Here is a 16501-nt window from a genome sequence, read left to right on the forward strand (position 1 = left end):
AACCGCAGACGAGGGAGGGGCACCATGAACGGTCCGGTCGTGGTGGGAGCGGACGGTTCGCCGTCGGGTCTGGCGGCCGTGGAGGCCGCGGCATGGGAGGCCGACCGGCGCGGAGTTGGTCTTGAGCCGGCGCACGCCCTGACCTGGTCCGAGGAACTGGTGCCGGCCGGTGTGGCGCCCTGGGATCCGGACGGCGGCGGGCTGCGGGACCGGGTGAACGAGGCACTGGCCGATGCCGAGGGGCGGGCCCGCCGGCTGGCGCCCGACCTGGCGATCACGCGTGAAGTCCTCGTCGGCGAGCCGGCGACGGTGCTCGGCTCCGCCTCGCGCGCCGCCTCGCTCACCGTGGTGGGGAGCGGTCACGCGCGCGGCATGCGCGGCCGCCTGCACGGCTCGGTCGCCGGCCGTCTGACGGCCCGTGCGGGCTGCCCGGTGCTGGTGGTGTGCGGCAGGCAGAGCCGGACCGGGCCGGTCGTCCTGGCGCAGGACGAGCCACCAGGGCAACCGCGAAGCCGCCGAGTTCGCCAGCGGAGGCCTCGGAGCGCGGTGCGGACCTGGTGGTCCTGCACCGGACGGCAGCCGTACGCACCCTGTCGGGGCTGTGCGAGCAGTATCCGGACGTCGCCGTGCGCATCCGCCCGGTCCGGAGCCGCCCTCACCGGTCCCTGGCCGAGGCGAGCATCGGCGCGCAGCTCGTCGTGGTCGGCGTACGACGACGCAACGGCAGTGCGGCCGCCCGTCCGGCCCCGACGGGCGGGCGATCCAGCGGCACGCACACTGCCCCGTCGCTCTGGTGCCGTCCGGGAAGGCGTGATCAGTGCGTGGGCCGGTCGGCCGTCTCCGGCTGCTCCAGGTGTGTGGCGAGGACCGCGGCCTGGACGCGGCGTTGCACACCGAGCTTGGCCAGCAGCCGGGAGATGTGGTTCTTGACGGTCTTCTCCGACAGATAGAGCTGCTTGCCGATCTCACGGTTGGTGAGCCCGTCCCCGATCAGCGCGAGGATCTCCCGCTCACGCGGCGACAGACCCGCCAACTCCGGTGCCACCGAGGGCGTTTCGGCGGGTTCGGTGCGCAGGGAGCGCATGAGCCGGGCGGTGGTGGCCGGGTCCAGCATGGGCTGGCCGGAGGCGACCGTGCGGACCGCCGAGATCAGGTCGGAGCCCTTGATCTGCTTGAGGACATAGCCGGAGGCACCGGCCATGATGGCGTCGAGGAGGGCGTCCTCGTCGTCGAACGAGGTGAGCATCAGCACGGCGAGCTCGGGCATACGGCTGCGCAGCTCACGGCAGACGGAGATGCCGTCTCCGTCAGGCAGCCGGACGTCCAGGACGGCGACGTGGGGGCGCACGGCGGGTGCGCGGACGAGGGCGTGCTCGACGTTCTCGGCATCGCCGACGACGCTGATGTCGGGTTCGGCGTCCAGCAGGTCGGCCAGCCCGCGTCGGACGACCTCGTGGTCGTCGAGCAGGAAGACGCGGATCGGGTCCTGCGCCGTGAAGGTACGTGCCTCGGTCATGTCGACCCCTCGTTCCCCGGATGTATGACGTACCGGCGGCGGACCGCACGTCACAACGATCATCACGCGTGGGGAGCGGACGCACTAGGGCCGACCGGCCCCACTCGCCGCCACGCCACCCGGTCCGCTGCGCCGTACGAAGGGCCTGCTGCCCCTCCCGCCGACGGCGAAGTGGTGAGACCTTTTAGGTGTGTGCGTCCTCATTGCACCCGTAAGGGGGTGTGACCGATGCGAAAGGTCAGACGCGCGAAGGTGCTGGGGTGGCGCTGGCGGCGCAACCCGCTGCGGCGGCGCAGCGATGTGGTGGAGGCGTGGATCGTGCTGACCGCCTGGACGGCCGCGACGGCCGGAGCGGTTGCCGCCGGGATGGTCGGGGCGCAGGCCGCGCAGCGCGTGGTGAACGAGGACCGGGCGGGCCGTCGGCCCGTGTCGGCGGTGGTCGTGAAAACCGTGCCCGGAAGCGGGCGGGACATCGTGACCGGTGTGCGCTACGACCGGGTCCTGGCGACGGTGCGCTGGAGCGACGGGAAGGGAAAGGTCCGTACGGGCACGGTGGACGTGAAGCCCGGGGCAAAGCCGGGCAGTGAGGTCCAGGCCTGGACGGACGCACACGGCCGCCTGGTGTCCGCGCCCGTGAATTCCGGTGAGGCGGCGACACGTGTGGTGCTGGCCGGCACCGGAATCGGGCTGGCGACGGGACTGACGGTTCTCGGCGGCGGGCGGCTGGTGCGGTTGCGCGTGCAGCGGCGGGCCACCGAGCAGTGGGGAGCCGAATGGGAGCGGGTCGGACGGGAATGGGGGCACAGGACAGGCTGAGCCCACCGGCCGACGACCGGGACGGTGGCGCCGATCAGACCGGATCAGATCGCCGGCCGATCGTGTCCGACGTGTCCGTCGAGTGCGAACTCCACGTCCACGACCCCCTCGACCGCCCGCACCAGGCGTGCGGCCACCGGCACGAGCGAGGTGTCGCGGACCCGCCCGCCGAGGGTCACGACCCCGTCGCGGACCTCGACCCGTACCTGCGAGAGCGGTGTGGTGAACAGATACGAGACGATCTCCCGCCGCACCTCCTCGGCGATCTCCTCGTCGTCCCGCAGGAACACCTTGAGCAGGTCCGCCCGGCTGACGATGCCCTCAAGGCGCCCGCCGTCGTCGACCACCGGCAGACGCTTGACCCGGGCCCTGGCCATCTCCCGCGCGGCCTGCGCGAGCGTGGCGTCCGGCCGGACGGTGAGGGCGGGTGAGGTCATCAACTCGGCGGCGGTGACCGAGCCGGCCTTCGCGAGGTCGGACAGCCGCCGCAGCTGTGTGTAGCGGTCGGGGTCGCTGTCGCGGAACTCCTCCTTGGGCAGCAGATCGGCCTCGGACACGACCCCCACGACCCGGTTCCCGCCGTCCACCACGGGTACCGCACTGACCTTCCGGTCCTGCATGGTCCGCACGATGTCCTTGAAGGCGGCCTCGCGGCCGACTGCGGCGACGGTGCGGGTCATCACGTCACTCACGATGTGCGGGAATGCGTGCACGACGCCTCCTTGATCGCTCGGGTTCAGCGGAGCGTCCCGCTGCCGTACGGGGCATAGAGGTCCAGCAGCCGCACCCGGGCAGCCTGCAGCCGGTGGGCCACGACCTCGCCCACCCAGCGGGCGATGGTCCGTCCGAACGCGGGATCCTCCTGGCAGATCGTCCGTACGGTCGTGGCGTCGAACTCGTACGCCCGCAGCGGCGAGGCCGCCTCGGCGCCGAGGTGCCAGATGTACGGGGCGAACAGCCAGGACCAGCCGACCAGTTCGTTGTGCCCGATCGACTCGATGACGGCGGCCCGGCGGCCGGGCACGCGCATGTCGAGATCGATCGTGCCGGTACGGATGATCCAGAACCGGTCGGCGTGACCGCCCTCCTCGAAGAGCCGGGTGCCCTCGGGGAACGACACCTCCCGGGCGATCCGCATCAGCCGCTGCCGGTGCTCGGCAGGCAGCGCCCGCGGCATGCTCGTGGTGACGGGAGCGTTCATGGCGTGCCTCCACTCAGGCGTACGGGCTACCACTCCCAGCGTGGGCGCACGGCCCGGTCCGGACCAGGGGCCACCCGGCCCCACGATCGGGCCGACCGGCGGTGCGCCCCACCCCAGTGGCACGCTGTGCCGCCCGCCCGGCCGCAGTTCGATGGTGGTGAGAGAGCCACCCGACAGTGCAGAACGACAGAGCGGAAAGGGGGAACACCATGGGTACGAGCCTGACTCCGGAATTCTGGCGACAGTCCGCCGTTCTCCTGGTGATCGCGATGGCCGTCACCTTCGTGCTCAGCGCGGCACTCGATGCGCTGGTCCTGCGGGCACAGCAGCGCCGTGCCGCACGGCGGCCGTCGGACACAGGGACGTCCGCAACGACCGGGACGACCGGGACTGTGACGCGCCGGCCCGTCGTGCGGACGCCCGTGAAGAACTGACCGGCCTACTCCTCGCGGCACCACGTCCGATACGCCGCCACCGCGGTCGGCAGCGTGGGAAAGATCATTTCCCTGCCGACTGCTTCGGCCAGCCCGTACGCCTCCAGGTCGTCCAGCAGATCCTGCTTGACCCGCGCGAGGGCGAACACGATGCCGCGGCGGGTGAGTTCGCGGCGCACCTCGTCGACCGCGTCGAGGGCGGTGATGTCCACCTCCACGTTCGCCTCGGTGTTGAGCACGAACCAGCGGACCGGGGTGGTCTGTTCGTCCACCGCGGCCAGCGCCCGGCGGTGGAAGTCCTGTGCGTTGGCGAAGAAGAGCGGGGAGTCGTAGCGGTAGACGAGCAGGCCCGGGATGGTGCGTGCTTGCGGGTAGTCGTCCACGTCGTGCATGCCGGCCACGCCGGGCACCAGTCCCTCGACGGCGTCGTGCGGACGCGCCACCCGGCTGAGCAGCTCCGCGACGGACAGCCCGACGGCGACGATCACGCCGTAGAGGATGTCGAGGGTCAGCACCCCGGCCAGGCAGCCGAGTGCCAGCAGCAGTTCGCGCCGCCGGAAGGAGGCCAGCCGGCGAAAGCCCGCGACGTCGATCATGCGGACGGCGGCGTACACCACGATCGCGCCCAGCACGGCCGACGGCGTATGGGTCAGCAGCGGGCTGAGGAAAAGCAGGACGGCGATCACCACTACCCCCGCCACCAGCGAGTAGGCCTGGCTCCGCGCCCCGGTCGAGGAGGCGAGCGCGGTGCGGCTGGCGCTGCTGCTCACCGGGAAGCCGTGCAGACAGGCGGCCCCGAGGTTGGCCGCGCCGAGGGCGAGAAACTCCTGGTTGGCGTCCAGCTCCGAGCCGTCGTCGTCAGGAGCGGTGAAGCCGCGGGCGGTGAGGATGAAGTCGGTGTAGGCGACCAGGAGGACGCCGAGGGCGGGCAGCACCAGGTGCGGCACTTCCGTCAGGTCCGGCAGCGCGAAGTCGGGCAGGCCCGCCGGGACCGCGCCGATCACCTTGATGCCGTGCCGGCCGTCCAGGTCGAAGGCGGCCACGGACGCGGTGCCCAGCCCCAGGACCAGGAGCGGTCCGGGTGCCAGGGGGAGCCATCGCCGGACCGCGAAGAGGAGCGCGAGCGTCACGGCGGAGAACACCAGCGTGGCCGGGTGGGCCTGCCCCAGGTGCCGCAGGAAGGACCACAGCTGGGGAAAGAACGTCGAACCCGTCGTCGGTACGCCGGTCAGCTTGGTCAACTGGTCCACGACCATGATCAGGGCCACGCCCGCCAGATAGCCGATCAGGACGGGCCGGGAGAGCAGGTCGGCGACGAAACCCAGGCGCAGCAGCCGCGCGGCCATGCAGAGCAGACCGACCGTGGCCGCGAGCGCGGTGGCCAGCGTGGCGTAGCGATCCGGGTCGGAACCCGCGAGGGGAGCCACCACGGTGGCCGTCATCAAAGCGGCCGTCGTCTCGGGGCCCACCGACAGCAGCCGTGACGTGCCCAGCAGGGCGTACAGCGCGAACGAGGGCAGGATCGCCCAGAGCCCCGTGACCGGCGGCAGTCCGGCCACGCTTGCGTACGCCATCACCTGCGGCACGAGATAGGCGGCCACTGTCACCCCGGCCAGCAGGTCGCCGCGCAGCCACGCCCGCCGGTAACTGAGCAGCATGGCGAGCCCCGGCAGCAACCGCCCTGCGGATCTTCGCACCATGGCCCGCCTTTCACCGTCCGGCCCCAGCATCCAACGGCCGCGCGCCCCGCCACAGCTCTCTCTGGGCGATGGGGCCGGTCGGCCCCTGCTCAGGACCAGCGGCCCCTGCACCGCACACCCTCCCGGAGCCGACGCTGGGAACGGAGCAAACCGGGAGGTGGAGATCATGATGCCCCGTACCGTCACCGTGGGCCTGGACGGGTCGCCCGAGAGCCGCGCCGCAGCCGAATGGGCCGCCCGCGAGGCGCATCTGCGCGGCCTTCCTCTGAAGCTGGTGCACGTCTGGGAGGCCGTACCCGACCCGATCGCGCAGGCACCGCTGCTCGGAGCCGAGACACTCCAGCACTGGACCGAGCGCGTTCCCCGCGAGACCGCCGAAGGACTGCGGCTGCGTCACCCCGGCGTCGAGGTGATCACCGAGCACTTGACCGGCCGGCCGGCAGAAATCCTGGCCGGACAGGCGAAGGAGGCCGAACTGCTCGTCATCGGTTCCCGCGGCCTGAGCGGGATCGGCGGCTTCCTGATCGGCTCGGTCGGCTACGAGGTCGTCGCGCACGCGGACCGTCCGGTCGTCCTGGTCCGCGCCGGCGAACAGGCTGCGGACGAGCACCAGCCGGATCCGGCGGGCATCCCGTCCGCCGCGGGCCCCTACCTGCCCGTGCTACTCGGCCTGGACGCGGATTCCCCCAACGAGGCGCTGATCGAGTTCGCTCTCGACGAGGCCGTCCGCAGGTCCACCTCCCTGCGGGTCGTCCACGGCTGGAACCCGTCGCCGTACATCTCGTACGGCGTCCCCGCGGACTACGAACTCCACCGGTCGCTGGCCCGGCAGCACGCCGACGCCCTGACGGACGTCATGCGCCCCTGGCGGCAGAAGTTCCCGGACCTCTCCATCACCGAGGAGTCCCGCTACGGCAGCCCCGCGAACCTCCTGGTCGACGCCTCCGGCGATGCCTCCCTGGTCGTCGTGGGCCGACGGCACCGGCACGGCCCTCTCGGCCCCCACATCGGCCCCATCACGCACGCGGTCCTGCACCACGCCACCGCCCCCGTCGCAGTCGTGGCCCACGACTGACGCACCCCCTGACAGGAGCTCAACAACCATGAAGGCAGCAGTCGTACACGCCCTCGGCGCCCCTCTGGTCATCGAGGACCGGCCCGATCCCGAACCGGGTCCCGGCCAGGTCCGCATCCGCGTCGAGGCCTCCGGGCTGTGCCACACCGACATCCATGCCGCTCACGGCGACTGGCCCGTCAAGCCCGAACCGCCGTTCGTGCCTGGCCACGAAGGCGTCGGCCTCGTCGAGAAGCTCGGCGACGGCGTCACCCACTTGAGCGTGGGGGACCGGGTCGCCGTGCCGTGGCTCGGGAAGGCCTGCGGGCGGTGCGAGCACTGCCTGAGCGGCTGGGAGACGCTGTGCCAGCAGCAGATCAACACCGGGTACGGCTGCGACGGCGGATACGCCGAGAAGATGCTGGCCTGGGCCGACTTCGCACAGCCGGTGCCTGACGGCGTCGGCGCCTTCGAGGCCGCCCCGCTGACCTGCGCCGGCGTCACCACGTACAAGGCGCTCAAGGTCGCAGGCGTCCAGCCGGCGCAGCTCGTCGCGATCTCCGGCATCGGCGGCCTCGGCCACCTCGCCGTCCAGTACGCGAAGATCGCCGGAGCCACCGTCGCGGCCGTCGACGTCACGGACGAGAAGCTCGAACTGGCCACGGAACTCGGCGCCGACCTCGTCATCGACGCCCGCAAGCAGGACGTCGGCGAGGTGCTGCGGCAGCACGGCGGCGCCCACGCGGCGATCGCCCTGGCCGTGAACGAGGCCGCGTTCACCGCCGTGAACTCCGGGTTGCGGCGCGGCGGGAAGCTGGTGATGGTGGCACTGCCGGCGCACGGCACCATCCAGGTCCCGATCTTCGACACCGTTCTGAACGGCACCTCGGTGATCGGCTCGATCGTGGGCACCCGACAGGACCTCGCCGAGGTCTTCCAGCTGCATGCGGCGGGCCGCACCAGGGTGATCCACGAGACCCGCCCGCTCGCCGCGGTCAACGAAGCCATCGGCGAGGTGCTGCGCGGCCAGGTCAAGGCCCGCATCGTGTTCGACCTCGGCACGGAAAGGTGAGAACGATGGAACTCCCTCTGGTCGTGGGCGTGGACGGCTCCGAGCCGAGCCTGCGTGCCGTCGACTGGGCGGCCGACGAGGCCGTGCTGCGAGGAGTGGAGCTGCGGGTCGTGTACGCCTCCCTGTGGGAGCGCTATGAGGGCACCTCCCTGGCCACGGACCTGGGCAAGCCCTCCGAGTCGGTGCTCGCCCAGGACGTCGTCGACCTCGCGGCCCGGCGGGCGCACGAGCGCCGTCCGGACCTGAAGGTGACGCCGGTGGTGCTGGCGGAGGAGCCCGAGTACGCCCTGGTGCACGAGGGGCGTCAGGCCTCCGCGCTGGTGGTGGGCAGCCGTGGCCGCAGCGGTATCGCGGAGTTCCTGCTCGGTTCCGTCAGTCTGTCCGTGGCCGCGCACGCCGACTGCCCGGTGATCGTGCTGCGCGGCAACCACGACAAGCAGGCAGTGCCGGGACAGCACGGACGTGTGCTCCTGGGTGTCGGCGAGGACGGCGCCGAGTCGTCGGCCGTGCGCTTCGCGGTCGACGAGGCGCGCCGCCGCCGGGCGCGCCTGGAGGCCGTACGAGCCTGGCGGTGCCCCGCGCACGAGAGCACCGACCACCCGCTCATGGCCGGGGAACCCGCCCGGCTGCACGAGGAGCGGGCCGTGGCGGCGCTGGAGGGTGCGCTGCACGACGTACCGGCGGACGCCGACGTGCACCGCCGCGCCGTCGAGGGGCACGCCCGCGGGGTCCTGGCGGACCTGTCCCGCGATGCCGACCTGCTGGTCGTGGGGGCCAAGCGGCGCGAGGGGCGCTTCGGGCTCCAGCTCGGCCGCGTAGCGCACGCGGTACTGCACCACTCCGCCTGCCCGGTCGCCGTCGTACCGCAGCGGGTGTGAGCGCTGTGACCGGCTTACAGGGTCGCCGCGTGATCGGGGACGTACGTCTGCAGGTCACGGGGCGAACGCTGGTAGCCGGTCGATTCAGGCCGGTCCGGCAGCTCCAGCACTGGCGGCGGCACGTCGTGATACGGCAGCGAATCCAGCAGATGGGCGATCATGTTCAGCCGTGCCCGGCGTTTGTCGTCGCTCTCCACGACGAACCACGGTGCCTCGGTGATGTCGGTGTGCACCATCATCTCGTCCTTGGCCCGGGAGTACGCCTCCCAGCGGGTGATCGACTCCAGGTCCATCGGCGACAGCTTCCAGCGCCGCAGCGGGTCTTCCAGCCGGCGCCGGAAGCGCTCCTGCTGCTCGGTGTCGCTCACCGAGAACCAGTACTTGCGCAGCAGGATCCCGGCCTCCACCAGCATCCGCTCGAAGATCGGGCACTGCCGCAGGAAGAGCTGGTACTCCTCCTTGGTGCAGAAGCCCATCACATGCTCGACGCCTGCCCGGTTGTACCAGGACCGGTCGAACAGCACGATCTCCCCGGCGGCCGGCAGATGCTCGACGTACCGCTGGAAGTACCACTGGGTGCGTTCGCGCTCGGTCGGCTTCGGGAGGGCCGCGATGCGGGCGACACGGGGGTTGAGGTGCTCGGTGACCCGCTTGATGGTGCCGCCCTTGCCGGCCGCGTCCCGCCCCTCGAAGACGATGACGAGCCGGGCGCCCTCCGCACGCACCCACTCCTGCAGCTTCACCAACTCCGTCTGCAGGCGCAGCAGTTCCTTCTCATAAGTCTTGCGCGGCACCTTCGCCGCCTTCTTGCCGGCCATGCCGCCTCCACCGCCCCGTCGCCCCACGCCGATGACTTCCGGAGTCCCTGATGCCCAAGGTCGAACACCAGAACAGCAGCACCGTACTGACCGACGACGAACTGCGCACCCTGGACGCGCACTGGCGTGCCGCCAACTACTTGTCCGCCGGGCAGATCTACCTCATGGCCAACCCGCTGCTGCGTGAACCGCTGCTGCCGGAGCACATCAAGCCGCGACTGCTCGGCCACTGGGGCACCTCGCCCGGTCTGAATCTCGTCTACACCCACCTCAACCGTGTCATCAAGGCCCGCGGCCTCGACGCCCTGGCCATCTGGGGCCCGGGCCACGGCGGGCCGTCCGTGCTGGCCAACTCCTGGCTGGAGGGCAGCTACAGCGAGACGTATCCGGACGTCGGCAGGGACGAGGCCGGTATGGAGCTTCTGTTCCGCCAGTTCTCCTTCCCCGGCGGCGTGCCGAGCCATGTGGCGCCGGAGACCCCCGGCTCGATCCACGAGGGCGGTGAACTGGGATACTCGCTCTCGCACGCCTACGGGGCGGCTCTGGACAACCCGAATCTGCTGGTCGCCTCTGTGATCGGCGACGGCGAGGCGGAGACCGGACCGCTGGCCGCCTCCTGGCACTCCAACAAGTTCCTCGACCCGGTCCATGACGGTGCCGTGCTGCCGATCCTCCACCTCAACGGCTACAAGATCGCCAACCCGACGGTGCTGTCCCGCCTGCCCGAGCACGAGCTCGACGAGCTGCTGCGCGGCTACGGCCATTCGCCGATCCACGTCAGCGGCGACGACCCGGCCACCGTGCACCGCGCGATGGCGCAGGCCATGGACGACGCGCTGGACCGCATCGCCGCGCTGCAGCAGTCGGCCCGCGAGAACGGCGTGGCGCAGCGCTCGCACTGGCCCGTCATCGTGCTGCGCACCCCCAAGGGCTGGACCGGGCCCGCCGAGGTCGACGGGGTGCCGGTCGAGGGCACCTGGCGTGCCCATCAGGTCCCGCTGGCCGGCGTACGCGAGAACCCGGAGCACCTGCGGCAGCTGGAGGCGTGGCTGCGCTCGTACCATCCGGAGGAGCTGTTCGACGCCGGCGGCCGGCCGATTGCCGACGTCCTCGCCTGCGTCCCCGAGGGGGCCAGGCGTCTGGGTGCCACCCCTCACGCCAACGGCGGCCTGCTCCTGCGCGACCTGCCCGTCCCGTCCCTCGACCGGTTCGCCGTACCCGTCGACAAGCCGGGAACCACCCTCCACGAGCCCACCCGTGTCCTCGGCGACCTCCTGGAAAAGGTCATGGAGGACACCTCGGTACGCCGCGACTTCCGGATCGTGGGCCCCGACGAGACCGCCTCCAACCGGCTCCAGGCCGTCTTCGACGCCAGCGGAAAGGCCTGGCAGGCCCAGCACCTCCCGGTCGACGAGCACCTCGACCGGCACGGCCGCGTGATGGAGATCCTCTCCGAACACACCTGCCAGGGCTGGCTGGAGGGCTATCTGCTCACCGGCAGGCACGGCCTGTTCTCCTGCTACGAGGCCTTCGTGCACATCGTCGACTCGATGGTCAACCAGCACATCAAGTGGCTGAAGACATCCAGGCAGCTGCCGTGGCGCGCCCCGATCGCCTCCCTGAACTACCTGCTGACCTCGCACGTGTGGCGCCAGGACCACAACGGCTTCTCCCACCAGGACCCGGGCTTCGTCGACCACGTCCTCAACAAGAGCCCCGAGGTCGTACGCGTGTACCTGCCACCGGACGCCAACACGCTGCTGTCCGTCGCGGACCACGCACTCCACAGCCGCGACTACGTCAACGTGATCGTGGCCGGCAAGCAGCCCTGCTTCGACTGGCTGTCCATGGACCAGGCCCGAGCCCACTGCGCCCGCGGAGCCGGCATCTGGGAGTGGGCGGGCACCGAGAACGGAGGCGAACCGGACGTCGTCCTCGCCTGCGCCGGAGACGTCCCCACCCAGGAGGTGCTGGCCGCCGCCCAGCTGCTCCGCCGCCACCTGCCCGACCTCGCGGTCCGCGTGGTCAACGTCGTGGACATGGCCCGCCTGATGCCCCGCGAGGAGCACCCGCACGGCATGAGCGACTTCGAGTACGACGGCCTGTTCACCCAGGACAAGCCGGTGATCTTCGCCTACCACGGCTACCCGTGGCTGATCCACCGGCTCGCCTACCGGCGCACCGGCCACAAGAACCTGCACGTGCGCGGCTACAAGGAGTCCGGCACCACGACCACGCCGTTCGACATGGTCGTCCGCAACGACCTGGACCGCTATCGGCTGGTCATGGACGTCATCGACCGCGTGCCCGGGCTGACGGTGCGCGCCGCGGCCGTACGCCAGCGCATGGAGGACGCACGCCTGCGCCACCACGACTGGATCCGCATCCACGGCACCGACCTGCCGGAGGTCGCGGAGTGGACCTGGAGCGGCTGAGTGGGGATTTCCCGGCAGGGGAGGACCGATCGGCCCATGCGTTCCTGGCCACCGTGACGGAGGCTTGGAAGAAGGCCACGTCCCTCCGGGAGATCTTCGAGCCGAGAGACAAGGGGGTGTCGGGCCATGGCACTGACGCGTCCCACCCGGTTGATGAAGGTGCGCTTCTGGCGGTGGCGGCACAATCCGCTGCGACGGCACAGCGACGTCATGGAGGCCTGGATCCTCCTGGCCACCTGGACCATCGCCCTGGTGTGCGGCCTGCTCGCGGGCTCTGCGGCGGACGCGGCCATGCAGGACAGCCTTGCCGCACGACGCGCTGCCGTGCACGCCGTGTCGGCCGAGCTCACCCGGAACGCGGACAGCACCGCGAACGTCTCGACCGACGGTGGGGCCACGGTATGGGGAACGGTGCGCTGGACGGCCGCCGACGGGACCACGCACACCGGCCTGACACGGGTCGACCCGAGCAGCACCGCGGGCACCTCGGTCACCGTGTGGGTCGACAACCGGGGCGCCTTGACCACCCGGCCTCCCACCGAAGGAGATGCACGCGGGCAGTCGGCGGTGACGGGTGCATTGGCCGCGGCGGGGGCCGCCGGCGTCGCGCTGGCCTGCGGCCGACTGACCCGGCAACGGCTCGACCGGCGGCGCTTGCGCGCCTGGGAGGCCGAATGGGAGCAGGTCGGCCCCCAGTGGCGGAAGAAGATGAGCGGATGACCAACGGCCCGTGCCAGGCCGGCTGATCACATGTCCCGGAAAGAGATGCCGGCCGCGCCCGTCGAACTTCTCAAGCCTTCGACCGACGGTGACGAGGGTGGAACCGCCCGCGTGAACCTGCGTCTGCCGGCCCACCGCAAGGCCCGTGCCGAGGAGGCCGCGAACCGCGAGGGACTGTCGGTCAACGCGTGGCGGGCCGTGGCGGCCGCGGTCGACGGCGGCACTCAGCCGCGTACAAACGACACTCTCGGCCCGATCTCGGTCAACGCCCACGTGGGCGTCGGTTCCATCCGGTTCACCACGGTCGACCGCCTCGCCACGGTCGTCGAGGTGCAGCCCAGTGACTCGAAGAGGGACAAGGACGTGCGGGCCGCGAGCAGACCGAGGTCACTTACGCGAGCGGCGTTCTGACCGTCAGGCCGAAGGAGCGACGCATGGCCCTCCGGCGTCGCCGATGTGACGGTCGGACTGTCCACGGGGCAGGCGCTCGGCGAGGAACTCCGCCAGCGCGACCATCTCTTCGAGCGGCGCCCGGCGCGTCGGCGCCGCGTGGGCGAGCAGCTCCAGTCCCTCCGGGAACAGCGCCGCGTCCTCCAGGTGGAGGGTGGCGTCGACGTTCTGCGGTTGTCGGCCGGCCTGGCGCGTCGTGCCAGGTCGTACGTCTCCAACAGAGTGACCGCACCTGTAATGGCGCTCCGGCTCGCCAGGCGCCGTCCTCTGCGGATCAGGAAAGTCCCGACGCCCGAAGCACCGCCTGCACCGTCTCGTGGTCGATGTGATCCCCCAGCCGCGCCATGACATCCGCTCCCAGGCCGAGCGTTCCGCGTTCCAGGGAGCGGCGGACACCAGTGTCGAGCTCGTGCCAGAGCAGCGGATTGGCCGCGAGGATCCGGGGGTCGAGTTCGAGGCGATGGCCGTGGACGTCCCGCAGGACCAGATGGGAGGAGACGCCGTCGTACTGCCGTACGGCAGTCAGCGCGTCCGTGTGGACCACTCGCCGACGCCATGGAGCGCATACCGCGAGCCAGCCGGGGCCCGCGCTCACCCGCGGCGGGAGCAGAACGGCGCATACGGCGGCCGACAGGGTGACCCAGAGCAGGGTTCGGAGGGGTGTCAGGCTTCCCGCATCCCAGTCGACCAGGACGCTCATGGCGCCGAACACCAGGGCGCAGCTCACCGCGAGCCGAGCGCTGCCACACCAGTGGCGGTCGCCGGTTGAGCCGACCGGGCCGCTCCATCGCATGCCGCTGACGCTATGCGTCGGTGGGCAGGTCGGCGACTGTCGCTAACGGTGCCCTAGCGCCGTACGAGCCAATCCTGACGGGATCCTTACGCGGTTGCCGGAGTGGCCCTCAGCCGGTGTGAACGCGCGGTCGGCGTGCTCGGTCCGGTTCGGCTTCGCGCAGGACCTCTCTGGTGACCGGGGCGACCTCGCCCTGGCCGAGGAGGAAGAAGCGCAGGAAGTTGGCGAAGGGGGTGCCCTCGGTCCACTCGAAGTAGATGTGCGGGATGCAGCCGGTGGTGTCACGGACGTGCAGGAGCAGGGCGGCCAGTGCATTCGGGATCGAGGAGGACTCCAGGGTCAGCACCCGGTAGCGGCCGTGCAGGACCTCGCCGCGCACCGTCAGACCTGCTTCGAACTCGGAGGGGTCGACGACCGTGACCTCGACGAAGACGAAGTCCTCCTGCTCGGGCATGTCGTTGTCGTTGCGGATCTGCTCGATCTTGTCGCGGTACTCCGCCTTGTCCCGTCGGTCGGGTTCGTTGGCGATGAAACGTATCCTCCGGCTGGCCACATCTCTGACGAACCGTTCCGCCATGTCGTCCAGCGTCACGCTCGTCACCCGGAGCTCGAAGGCGCGGGCCAGCCGGGACAGCAGGGAGACCAGGATGATGCCGGCGATGAAGCAGGCGCCGATCTTGACGCCGTCCGGGCGCTCGATGACGTTCACGACCGTCGTGTAGACGAACACCGCCGAGATGACGGCGAAGGCGACGGTCCAGTTGCGCTGGCCGGCCTTGTGGGCGGCGATGGTCACGGCGATCGCGGCGGAGGTGATCAGGACCAGGACACCCGTTGCGTAGGCGCCGCCCTGCGCGTCCACGTCGGCGTCGAAGATCCAGGTGACCAGGAAGCCGATCAGGGTGAAGACGATCACCATGGGGCGTACGGCGCGGGCCCAGTGCGGTGCCATGCCGTAGCGGGGCAGATAGCGGGGCATCAGGTTGAGCAGGCCGGCCATGGCGGAGGCGCCGGCGAACCACAGGATGGCGATGGTCGAGATGTCGTAGACCGTGCCGAAGGCACCGCCCAGGTACTGGTGGGCGAGGTAGGCGAGGGCGCGTCCGTTGGCCTGGCCGCCGGACTTGAACTCCTTCTCCGGGATGAGCACCGTGGTGATGAAGCTGGTGGTGATCAGGAAGGCGCTCATGATGAGAGCGGCCGTGGTGAGCAGCTTCTTGGTGTCCCGGATCCGGCCGGTCGGCCGCTCCTCGGTGTCGTCCGGGTCGCCCTGGACGTGGGGCATGACGGCGACACCGGTCTCGAAGCCTGAAAGGCCGAGGGCGAGCTTCGGAAAGACGATCAGGGCCACGCCGATCATGACGAAGACGTTGCCGTGTTCCGCGGTCAGTGCGCCGGTCCAGTCGGTGACCACGTGCCCGGCGGTGACGACGTGCCAGAAGCCGACGCACACCACGACGACGTTCAGTGCGAGGTAGACGCCGACCAGGACGACCGCGACGCCGATCGCCTCCAGGAAGCCCTTGAGGAACACCGCGCCGAGCAGGGCGACCAGGATGAGTGTGATCAGCATCTGCTGACCGTGCAGGGTGCTGTTCAGATGGGGGTTCTCGACCAGGTGGGTCGAGGCGTCCGCGGCCGACAGGGTGATGGTGATCAGGAAGTCGGTGGCGGCGAAGCCGAGCAGGGTCAGGACGAAGAGTTTGCCCTTCCAGAACGACAGCAGCCGCTCCAGCATCGCGATCGAGCCTTCGCCGTGCGGGCTCTCCTCGGCCACGCGTCGGTAGACCGGCAGTGCACCGGCCAGGGTGACGACGACCAGCACGATGGTCGCGATCGGCGACAGCAGGCCGGCCGCCAGAGCGGCGATGCCGGGCTGGTAGCCGAGGGTCGAGAAGTAGTCGACGCCGGTCAGGCACATCACCCGGTACCAGCGCTGCCCCTTGTGCGCGGGTTCGGGCTGTGCATGGGGACCTGTGTGGCCGCCGCTCCTGCCCATGTCGGACAGCCCCTCCAGCATCCAGGCGCGCAGGCGACTGGCAGGGAGGTGTTCGGTCGTGGCCATCGGCGTGCTCCTGATGTGCTGCTCAGCGTGTGGATTCCGGCCATCACGCGGACGGCGGCACCAGCGTAGGCAGAGAGTGGGGCGCCGGCCCACGGGAGAATGCTCCATCGGCGTCAAGACTGCGTTAAGAGCGGTCGGGGCAGGTCAAGGGCACACAGCGGGACGGAGAAATCGGACGCCCGACGCCCCTCCTTGCACCCGCGAGGACCGGGCGAAACCCCTCTTCGAACGGGTCCCGCCCGACCAGGGGGTGAGCCCGGCTCGGCGGGTCGAGACGATGGTCTGCCGGGCCGCACGTTGTGCGGGGGCGAGGATGTCTGTCGTCGATTCGACGTCGGCCTCGGTGTGGCCCGTCATGGCCCGCAGACGGTAGCGGGCCGGGTCCGAGGCGACAGCCGGCTGTTCGACAGGGTGCGAGAGCGCGGGTCCGTGGGGGGGCGGGGGCCCCGCCCCCCCCCCCCGGGGGGGGGGGGGGGGGGGGGGCGGGGGGGGGCCCCCCCCCCCCGGGGCGGGGGTCGGGTGCCCCACCCGGCCCCCGCGCCCCCCCTG

Annotated in this window: 15 protein-coding genes and 1 pseudogene; 9 read left to right on the forward strand and 7 right to left on the reverse strand. The window is 71.0% G+C overall.

Annotated elements, in window-relative coordinates; translation table 11 throughout:
- Positions 1-24 precede the first annotated feature (24 nt).
- Positions 25-930 carry a universal stress protein gene (locus ACFY1E_RS24640; protein ID WP_389079500.1) on the forward strand — a complete coding sequence of 302 codons (906 nt, stop codon included), beginning with the start codon at positions 25-27 and terminating at the stop codon, positions 928-930.
- Here ACFY1E_RS24640 and ACFY1E_RS24645 read toward each other — a convergent pair.
- On the reverse strand, positions 815-1516 hold the full coding sequence (locus ACFY1E_RS24645; protein WP_389079502.1) for a response regulator: 702 nt from the start codon (positions 1514-1516) through the stop codon (positions 815-817). The two genes, ACFY1E_RS24640 and ACFY1E_RS24645, sit on opposite strands and share 116 nt — an antisense overlap.
- Positions 1517-1744: 228 nt before the next feature.
- Here ACFY1E_RS24645 and ACFY1E_RS24650 point away from each other — a divergent pair, with 228 nt between their 5' ends.
- Entirely contained in the window at positions 1745-2332 is a 588-nt protein-coding gene (locus ACFY1E_RS24650) for a hypothetical protein (RefSeq protein WP_389079504.1), read from the forward strand.
- 44 nt (positions 2333-2376) lie between these two features.
- Here the strand turns inward: ACFY1E_RS24650 and ACFY1E_RS24655 are convergent, their stop codons facing one another.
- A complete protein-coding gene (locus ACFY1E_RS24655; protein WP_389079506.1) occupies positions 2377-3045 on the reverse strand; it encodes a CBS domain-containing protein in 669 nt (222 codons plus the stop codon).
- Positions 3046-3068: 23 nt separating this feature from the next.
- The gene (locus tag ACFY1E_RS24660) at positions 3069-3533 is read right to left on the reverse strand and encodes a cyclic nucleotide-binding domain-containing protein (RefSeq protein ID WP_351464024.1); all 465 of its coding nucleotides are present in this window, start codon (positions 3531-3533) and stop codon (positions 3069-3071) included.
- A 209-nt stretch (positions 3534-3742) separates the two neighbouring features.
- Here ACFY1E_RS24660 and ACFY1E_RS24665 point away from each other — a divergent pair, with 209 nt between their 5' ends.
- Complete coding sequence (locus ACFY1E_RS24665; protein WP_389079510.1) at positions 3743-3967, forward strand: hypothetical protein; 225 nt, start codon at positions 3743-3745, stop codon at positions 3965-3967.
- A gap of 5 nt (positions 3968-3972) precedes the next feature.
- On the opposite strand, the gene ACFY1E_RS24670 is transcribed toward ACFY1E_RS24665, so the two are convergent.
- Complete coding sequence (locus tag ACFY1E_RS24670) at positions 3973-5667, reverse strand: SulP family inorganic anion transporter (protein ID WP_389079513.1); 1695 nt, start codon at positions 5665-5667, stop codon at positions 3973-3975.
- Between the two features lie 169 nt (positions 5668-5836).
- Between ACFY1E_RS24670 and ACFY1E_RS24675 the strand changes: the two genes are divergently transcribed.
- From ACFY1E_RS24675 to ACFY1E_RS24685, 3 genes are read left to right on the forward strand one after another with little or no spacing between them, the layout of a single operon-like run.
- Entirely contained in the window at positions 5837-6742 is a 906-nt protein-coding gene (locus ACFY1E_RS24675; RefSeq protein ID WP_389079813.1) for a universal stress protein, read from the forward strand.
- A 28-nt stretch (positions 6743-6770) separates the two neighbouring features.
- Positions 6771-7793, forward strand: a complete 1023-nt coding sequence (gene adhP, locus ACFY1E_RS24680; protein WP_389079515.1) for an alcohol dehydrogenase AdhP — start codon at positions 6771-6773, stop codon at positions 7791-7793.
- Between the two features lie 5 nt (positions 7794-7798).
- Complete coding sequence (locus tag ACFY1E_RS24685; RefSeq protein WP_389079517.1) at positions 7799-8671, forward strand: universal stress protein; 873 nt, start codon at positions 7799-7801, stop codon at positions 8669-8671.
- A gap of 14 nt (positions 8672-8685) precedes the next feature.
- Here the strand turns inward: ACFY1E_RS24685 and ppk2 are convergent, their stop codons facing one another.
- Positions 8686-9489 carry a polyphosphate kinase 2 gene (gene ppk2 / locus ACFY1E_RS24690; protein WP_389079518.1) on the reverse strand — a complete coding sequence of 268 codons (804 nt, stop codon included), beginning with the start codon at positions 9487-9489 and terminating at the stop codon, positions 8686-8688.
- Between the two features lie 50 nt (positions 9490-9539).
- On the opposite strand from ppk2, the gene ACFY1E_RS24695 reads away from it, so the two are divergent.
- The 3 genes and pseudogenes from ACFY1E_RS24695 to ACFY1E_RS24705 all read left to right on the forward strand — a co-directional run.
- Positions 9540-11924 carry a phosphoketolase gene (locus tag ACFY1E_RS24695; RefSeq protein WP_389079520.1) on the forward strand — a complete coding sequence of 795 codons (2385 nt, stop codon included), beginning with the start codon at positions 9540-9542 and terminating at the stop codon, positions 11922-11924.
- A gap of 126 nt (positions 11925-12050) precedes the next feature.
- Complete coding sequence (locus tag ACFY1E_RS24700) at positions 12051-12644, forward strand: hypothetical protein (protein WP_389079521.1); 594 nt, start codon at positions 12051-12053, stop codon at positions 12642-12644.
- A gap of 48 nt (positions 12645-12692) precedes the next feature.
- A pseudogene (locus ACFY1E_RS24705) lies at positions 12693-12887 on the forward strand (hypothetical protein); the annotation flags it as partial.
- 481 nt (positions 12888-13368) lie between these two features.
- Here the strand turns inward: ACFY1E_RS24705 and ACFY1E_RS24710 are convergent.
- Positions 13369-13887 carry a hypothetical protein gene (locus ACFY1E_RS24710; protein WP_389079523.1) on the reverse strand — a complete coding sequence of 173 codons (519 nt, stop codon included), beginning with the start codon at positions 13885-13887 and terminating at the stop codon, positions 13369-13371.
- Between the two features lie 109 nt (positions 13888-13996).
- A complete protein-coding gene (locus ACFY1E_RS24715; RefSeq protein WP_389079524.1) occupies positions 13997-15952 on the reverse strand; it encodes an amino acid transporter in 1956 nt (651 codons plus the stop codon).
- Positions 15953-16501 lie beyond the last annotated feature (549 nt).

It is taken from the genome of Streptomyces sp. NPDC001604, assembly GCF_042893475.1.
Taxonomy (GTDB): Bacteria; Actinomycetota; Actinomycetes; order Streptomycetales; family Streptomycetaceae; genus Streptomyces.